Here is a 7,237-nt window from a genome sequence, read left to right on the forward strand (position 1 = left end):
TACATCTATGTATATACGTCAATAAATATCGACGATGTTCGATCAGCGATGCGATCGCACTGTAGAATTGTAATTACTCCAAATGTATTTTTGACACATGTAGAGATATTTGCTGCCTTGCTCCGTGATTCGGAGCCATCATCACGACAATGCTGTCCCACGACTTTTCAGTACCTGTTTCCGCGCGGAACCGGCGCCGGCGGCGCGCGGCCCGGCCGGTTCTCCCGATGGCCGTCCTGCTGGGCTTCGTCGGTTCCGGGCCGCACGCCGCCCGCGCCGAGGAGGCCGGGGCTGGCCGGGACGTCCAGCTCGACGAGCTGTCGGTCGCGAGCGCGGCCGCGCCGCGCGGCCCGGTCCCGGCCTATGCCGGCGGTCAGGTGGCGCGGGGCGGGCGCCTCGGCCTCCTCGGCGATACCGAGACCCAGAAGGCGCCCTTCAGCATCGCCAGCTACACCGACACGCTCATCCGAGACCGGCAGGCGCGGACGGTGTCCGAGACCCTGGTCCTCGACCCGTCGGTGCGCGCCACCCAGACCACGGGGGCGCCGTTCGACTCCTTCTCCATCCGGGGCTTCCCGTCCAACGAGAACACCAGCGGCGAGGTCGCCTTCGACGGGCTCTACGGCGTCGCCCCGAGCTTCCGCATCTTCACCGACTACGTGGAGCGCATCGAGGTCCTGAAGGGGCCGTCCGCCGCCCTCACGGGGGTGTCGCCGAACGGCGCGGTCGGCGGCGTGGTCAACATCGTCCCCAAGCGCGCCGGCGCGGACCTCACTCGCGTCACGCTGGATTACGGCTCGTCCGCCTGGGGCGGCAGCCAGGTCGACGTCGCCCGCCGCTGGGGGCCTGGGCGGGAATGGGGCGCCCGCGTCGTCGGCAGCCTGCACGGCGGCACGACGCCCTTCGACCGCCAGACCGAGACGACCGGCGTCGGGGCCCTGGCCCTCGACTACCAGGGTGACCGGTTCCGCGCGTGGCTCTACCTGCTGGCGCAGACCGACCGCTTCAACGCGCCGCTGCGCCCGTTCCTCCTGCGGGCCGGCGTGCCCGTACCGCGGGCGCCCGACGGCCGCCTGAACCTGACCCAGCCCTGGGAATACTCGGACGTCGACGATCGCGGCGGTCTGCTGCGCACCGAGTACGACCTGACCGATCAAGTCACGCTGTTCGCGGATGTCGGCGGCGGGCAGACCGGCGTGGAGCGCTACTTCCAGTCGGCGCCGACGATCCTCAATGGCCGCGGCGACACGACCAGCACGCCGCAATTCTACGCGCTGGGCGTCGACCGGCTCACCTACGACGGTGGCGTCCGGGCCCGGTTCGAGACCGGCTTCATCCGGCACGCCCTGACGGTGCAGGGCTCCGTGTACGACGAGGCGACGGGACGGCGGTTCTCGCCCGGCCGGGGCGCCTACCTGTCGAACCTCTACGCGCCGGCCCTCGTCCCGTACATCGCGCCGATCTACGGCGTGGGCCGGCCCCGCCTGTCCGACAGCACCCTGTCGGGGATCGCGGTGGCCGACACGCTGTCGGCCCTCGACGAGCGGATCCTGCTGACCCTGGGCGTGCGCCGCCAGCGCGTGGAGGCGCACAACTACGTGTCGAATGTCGGCACGCTCACCTCGTCCTACGACAAGAGCGCCACGACCCCGATGGTCGGCCTCGTGGTGCGGCCCTGGGACTCGGTCTCGCTCTACGGCAACTACATCGAGGGCCTGAGCCGCGGCGACGTGGCCCCGGCGGTGGCGACCAATTCCGGAACGATCCTGGCTCCCTACGTGGCCCGACAGGTGGAGGCGGGGGTGAAGCTCGATCTCGGCCGGTTCGGCGCCACGCTCGGCGCCTTCCGGATCACGAAGCCCACGGGCGAGCTCGGCCCGCAGGGGCGCTTCGCGGCGACCGCCGAGCAGCGGGTCGGCGGGCTCGAGCTGAGCCTGTTCGGCGAGATCACCCCGCAGGTGCGGGTGGTCGGCGGCGTGACCCTGCTCGACGGACGCCTCGTCAGGACGGCGCTCGCGGCCAATCGCGGGAATCGGCCGATCGGCGTGCCGGAGGTCCAGGCGAGCCTGGGGGCCGAGTGGGACCTGCCCGGGTTGCCCGGCCTGACGCTCAACGGCGCGGTCATCTATACCGGGCGGCAGTTCGTCGACCTCGCGAACACCCAGGCCCTGCCGGACTGGGCCCGCCTCGACCTCGGCCTGCGCTACACGACGCGCGCCGCCGAGCGGCCGACGACCTTCCGGGCCAGCGTCCTCAACGTGACCGACACGCGGTACTGGACCGGGGTCGCCTCGTTCGGCACCTTCTTCCAGGGGGCGCCGCGCACCTACCTCCTGTCGATGGCGGTGGATCTCTGAGCCGGACCGGCGCGGCCGCGCCGGGCCTGTCGAGCAGTGCGATGTTTCACGGGAAACATTTTCTTAACCCTGAGCGGCGACCGCGCGGGACCGGCAAGCTGTTGCACCGGCGCCGTCGCGGCGCCGCGCCGGCCGGGTTACCACCGGTCCGGCATGACGACATCGAGCTGGCGCACCCTCCGCAACGTGCAGGCCCGGAAACGGCTGGAGAAGGCCCTGCCGGCGATCTTCCCGGCGCCGGTCCTGCAGCACGCCCTCGCGCGGCCCCTGATCCCGCCGACGCCGCGGCTCGCCGTCGAGAGCTACTGGCGCAACCACATCCTCCGGGCCGACCGGCTCGCCCGGGCGCTGGCGGCGCGCTCCGGCACGCCGGAGGGCTGGGCCTGGCAGATCGGGGCCGAGGGGCGGGCCGGGAGCTTCCGCACGCCGCCCGCGCCGTTCCGCGATCCGGCCTTCGCCCGCGGCCGCGGCGCCTGCTGCATCTGCGGCCAGCCGGTCTTCCGGTTCGGCTGGCACCGGGATCTCTGGGGGCGCGGCGCGCCCAACACCAATGCCGGTTGGCACGCGGCCTGTGTCGCGGCGTGGAAGTTCTGGATCGCGCCGCACGCCCAGGTCCGGGCGCTGAAGCTCCGCCAGCGCCACCGCTGCACTACCACCGGCAAGCGCCTGCTGAGGACCGCCGAGGTCGACCACCTGCTGCCGCTCTACCGGGTCTGGCGCGAGCACCGCGACGCGCCCTGGCCGGAGCTCCTCGGTTATTGGGGCGCGCCGAACCTGCGGGTGGTCAATCGCGCCGCCCATCTCGACAAGTGCCGCGACGAGGCGGCCGAGCGCTCCCGGACCGTGCAGCGCGCCCGTTTCCGGGTGGTCGAGGACGAGTCCGGGTTCAGCGTGGTCGAGGAGGAGTGACCGGCCAGCTCAGCCCTCCAGGGCCTGGAAGGCCCGCCCCAGATCGGCCAGCAGGTCGGCTTCCGCCTCCAGGCCGACCGACAGGCGCAGCAGCCCGTCGGTGATGCCCGCGATGGCGCGCGCCTCCGGGTCCATCGCCGCGTGCGTCATGGTCGGCGGATGGGCGATCAGGCTCTCGACACCGCCGAGCGACTCGGCCAGCGTGAAGACCCGCAGGGCCTCCACGAAGGTCTTCACCGCGTCGCGGCCGCCGGCCAGCTCGAAGCTCAACATCGCCCCGAAGCCCGCCTGCTGGGCCTTGGCCAAGGCGTGCCCCGGATGCGTCGGCAGGCCCGGATAGTGGACCCGGGCCACCGCCGGATGGGCGTCGAGGAAGGCCGCCAGGGCCGCGGCGTTGCGCTGCTGCTGCTCCACACGGACGAACAGGGTGCGCAGGCCCCGAAGCGTCAGGTAGGCGTCGAGGGGCGAGCCGGTGACGCCGATCGTGTTCGCCCAGGCGGCGAGGTCCTCGCCCATCGCCTTGTCGGCGGCGATCACGGCCCCGCCGATCACGTCGGAATGGCCGTTCAGGAACTTGGTGGTGGAGTGGACGACGAGATCCGCCCCGAGGGCGATCGGCCGCTGCAGGGCGGGCGACAGGAAGGTATTGTCCACCACCGCCAGCGCGCCGGCCGCCTTCGCGTCCGCGGTGATCCGCCGGACATCGACCACGCGCATCAGCGGGTTGCTCGGGGTCTCGATCAGCACGACCTTCGGTCCCTGGGCCAGGGCCGCCGCTAGCGCGTCCGGATCGGTCTGGTCGACGAAGGCGACGCGGTAATAGCCTCGCTCCGCGCGGAAGCTGAGCAGGCGGTGCGTTCCGCCGTAGCAATCGTGCGGCGCGACCAGGAGATCGCCGGGCCGCAGGCTCGACAGGGCGAGGTCGAGGGCTGCCATGCCGCTCGCCACCAGGACGGCGCGGGCGCCGCCCTCGAGCTTGGCGATCGTGTCGGCCAGCGCGTCCCGGGTCGGGTTGCCCAGGCGCGAGTAATCGTAGGGGCCGGGCTGCTCGAAGGCCGGGAACCTGAAGGTCGTCGACAGGTGGATCGGCGCGATCACCGCACCGAAGGCCGCGTCCTGGGCCACGCCGTTGGCCGCCGCGACGGTACGCGCCGCTAATCCCTCTGACATCGCCTCGTCCTCCACGCAGAGATCGCCCGCCCCGTCCGACCGAGGCGGGCGAGCGTTCTTTATGGAGAACGGATCAGACTTTCAAGAGAACGAGAAGGTCGTTTCGGCGGCTCGGTGGTCTTGGCCGGTGTCGAACGCCAGGGCGCCATGCTGGCGAAGACCCCGTCCCGGCGGATCAGCGCGTGCAGCAGCGCCGCCGCCAGATGCGCGAGGATCAGGGCGAACAGCCCGTAGGCCAGCACGGTGTGGAGCCGGCGCAGGGCCGCGTACAGCATCGGGTCCTGCGGCAGGATCGGCGGCAGGACCACCGAACCGGCAAGGATGACGGGGTAGCGCGCCGCCGACAGCATCGCCCAGCCGATCAGCGGCATAGCCAGCATCAGGCCGTAGAGCAGGATGTGCACGCCGTGGGCGGCGCGCCTCTGCCAGACCGGAAGGTCCGCCGGCAGCGGCGGCGGCGCGTGGCGCCAGCGATAGGCGAGTCGGAGCCCGGCGAGCACCAGGATCAGGATCCCGAGCGGCCGGTGCAGGGCGACGAGGGCGCCGTAATCGGCGAGCGACGTCACCATGGCGACGCCGATCAGCAGCATGGCCAGGATCAGCGCCGCCATGGTCCAGTGGAGCAGGCGCGCGGGCCGGTCGAAGCGGTCTGTCGCGGTCACAGGGCGGCTCCGTGGATCGCCGCGGCGGTGACGGCGCTCGGCGTCTTGGCCTCGCCGGCGCGGCGGGTGACGGACTGGGCGTAGGCCGCCGAGCGGGCGCTCAGCAGGGGGTCGTCGCTCGGCGCGATGCCGTCCGGCAGCACCAGCGGATCGAAGTTGATGTCGCGGCAGGTGGCGGCGGCCTCCGGTGTCGCCGCCGTGAGCGTCAGGGTGCCGACATCGACCGTCTCGCGGTCGGCCCGCCAGGGCCGCGTCGCGTCGGCGGTCGGGTCGCCGGCCTGGCCGAGCGTGACGATCAGGTGCCAGTGCCGGGGGCCCTGGGCCAGCTGCGCGGCGAGCGCGTCGAACAGGGCGTTCGCGCCGCCCGGCGCGGCCTCGGCCGCCGGCGCCGGGTCGGGGACCATGGCCCAGCGCACCGGCCGGGCGGCGCCGTCCGCGGCGACGAACCGGAAGGCGTTGAGGCTCCAGTAGGTGCTGTCGGCGAAGCCCGCGGTCACGGTCCGCGCCTTGATCAGCGCGGCGGCCTTCGCGCTCTCCGGATGGTCCGCGAAGAAGGCCTTCAGGCGCTCCGGATCCGGCTTGCCGGTGGCCGGATCGGGCTTGGCCGCGAGAAGCTGCGCGTAGAAGGCCTCGGGTGTGCGCACCGGAAAGACCGGGATGTTGTTCATGCCGGTGCGCCACTCTTCGCCGTCCGGCAGCCGGAAGCGCAGGGCGAGGCTGCGCGAGGTGGCGGCGGCGTCGGCCGCGTAGGGCTAGCCGCCGGCCAGCGCCACCCGCCCCTCGACCGGCGTCACGCGTCCGGCCGCGAACACCCCCGCCTTCGAGAGGCGCGCGCCCGCGCCGCTGCCCGTGAAGCGGCCCGCGACGCACATCCCCTTGGCGTGGTTGCGCCGGAAGCCGGGATGCGGCCCGTTCACCTGCTCGAACCGGTCGATGATCCGGGCCGGCGTGAGCTGGCCGGGCGAGAGCCAGCCGCCGGCATACGCGAAGGTGCCGGCGGTCCCGGCCAGGGCCGCGCCGATGGCGGAAAGGCGCAGGAGCAGGGCGGTCCCGGTCATGCCGGGGGACGCACCCGTGAGATCGTGCAGCAGCGTCATCGAGTCCCTCAGGATCAACCGCGATCACGCCTCTTCGCGCACCCGCCGCGATGGTTTCAGGCGGTGTGGGTCGTGCGCAGCGCGGGGGGAGCACCCGCGTCGACCGGTGGAGGTGGGGGCCGGCGAGCGGGCCGGCCGGCCGCGATCCGCGAGCCGTGCGTCCCGGTCGGGGCCGCCCCGCGCTCGGCCCCTTGCGCAAGGCGGTTCGGACCCTTAGATCTGCTTCACCGGTCACGACGGCACGCCGTCCGCCGGAACTTCCTCAGCATTACCGGCCAGCACCGATCCTTCGGGATCGCGACGCCGTCGGGCGCGAGCGCAGTCTCGACCCGGACCGGGTGCGTGAGGGAGTGTCCATCGTCCAGCGCCGCACCGAAGGGCCTCCGGGCCGTTCCGCGTCGCGCTTTGTCGACGGAGGCACCGAGATCCGGTTCGGCCGGTTCGGTTCCGTCGCCGGGGAAAAGGGTGGTTGACAGGAAAGTCCGGGGCAGCTTATACGGCGCCTCCCGACGCGGTCCGGAAGAAAAACGGGGCGGGTTGGACGGACTTACCGAGATTTAGAAAAGTAGATCTGGCGAAAGCCGAGGTACTTGACTTCTTCTCAGCCGGTAATTACGAGAGTGATTACTGATCTTTGACAAGTTGGAATGAGGAAGGGAGACGCGGGCGGCGTTTGTCCTTGCGGCCAGGTCGAAAGACCTGGCGTGAGTAGACTTGTGCCGATCTGTTGTTCTTCTTTCTGAGCTCACCGACGGGTGTTCTGGCGCTGTGAAGCGTCTGGCACTTGGTCGATGTGAGGCTCCGTCTGAGAATACACGTGATCGGCCAGATCAATCTCTTCAACGTGAGAGTTTGATCCTGGCTCAGAGCGAACGCTGGCGGCAGGCTTAACACATGCAAGTCGAGCGGGCCCTTCGGGGTCAGCGGCGGACGGGTGAGTAACGCGTGGGAACGTGCCTTCTGGTTCGGAATAACCCTGGGAAACTAGGGCTAATACCGGATACGCCCTTATGGGGAAAGGTTTACTGCCGGAAGATCGGCC

4 protein-coding genes, 1 rRNA gene and 1 pseudogene are annotated in these 7,237 nt (G+C 71.3%); 3 read left to right on the forward strand and 3 right to left on the reverse strand.

All coding sequences use genetic code 11. The features are described from left to right. Window positions 1-227 precede the first annotated feature (227 nt). Together BM419_RS16170 and BM419_RS16175 are read left to right on the forward strand one after the other, a co-directional pair. A complete protein-coding gene (locus BM419_RS16170) occupies window positions 228-2,357 on the forward strand; it encodes a TonB-dependent receptor (protein ID WP_091927023.1) in 2,130 nt (709 codons plus the stop codon). Between the two features lie 153 nt (window positions 2,358-2,510). Next, window positions 2,511-3,266, forward strand: a complete 756-nt coding sequence (locus BM419_RS16175) for a hypothetical protein (protein WP_020093943.1) — start codon at window positions 2,511-2,513, stop codon at window positions 3,264-3,266. 9 nt (window positions 3,267-3,275) lie between these two features. On the opposite strand, the gene metB is transcribed toward BM419_RS16175, so the two are convergent. The 3 genes and pseudogenes from metB to BM419_RS16190 form a co-directional block, all read right to left on the reverse strand. Continuing rightward, the gene (gene metB, locus BM419_RS16180; RefSeq protein ID WP_091927032.1) at window positions 3,276-4,436 is read right to left on the reverse strand and encodes a cystathionine gamma-synthase; all 1,161 of its coding nucleotides are present in this window, start codon (window positions 4,434-4,436) and stop codon (window positions 3,276-3,278) included. Window positions 4,437-4,495: 59 nt separating this feature from the next. After that, window positions 4,496-5,098, reverse strand: a complete 603-nt coding sequence (locus tag BM419_RS16185) for a cytochrome b (protein ID WP_091927024.1) — start codon at window positions 5,096-5,098, stop codon at window positions 4,496-4,498. Next, window positions 5,095-6,195 (reverse strand): annotated as a pseudogene (locus BM419_RS16190) (catalase family peroxidase). Before BM419_RS16190 ends, BM419_RS16185 begins: the two are co-directional and overlap by 4 nt. Window positions 6,196-7,035: 840 nt before the next feature. Here BM419_RS16190 and BM419_RS16195 point away from each other — a divergent pair. Continuing rightward, window positions 7,036-7,237, forward strand: a 16S ribosomal RNA gene (locus BM419_RS16195); the annotation flags it as partial.

This window comes from Methylobacterium sp. yr668 (genome assembly GCF_900116245.1).
Lineage (GTDB): Bacteria > Pseudomonadota > Alphaproteobacteria > Rhizobiales > Beijerinckiaceae > Methylobacterium.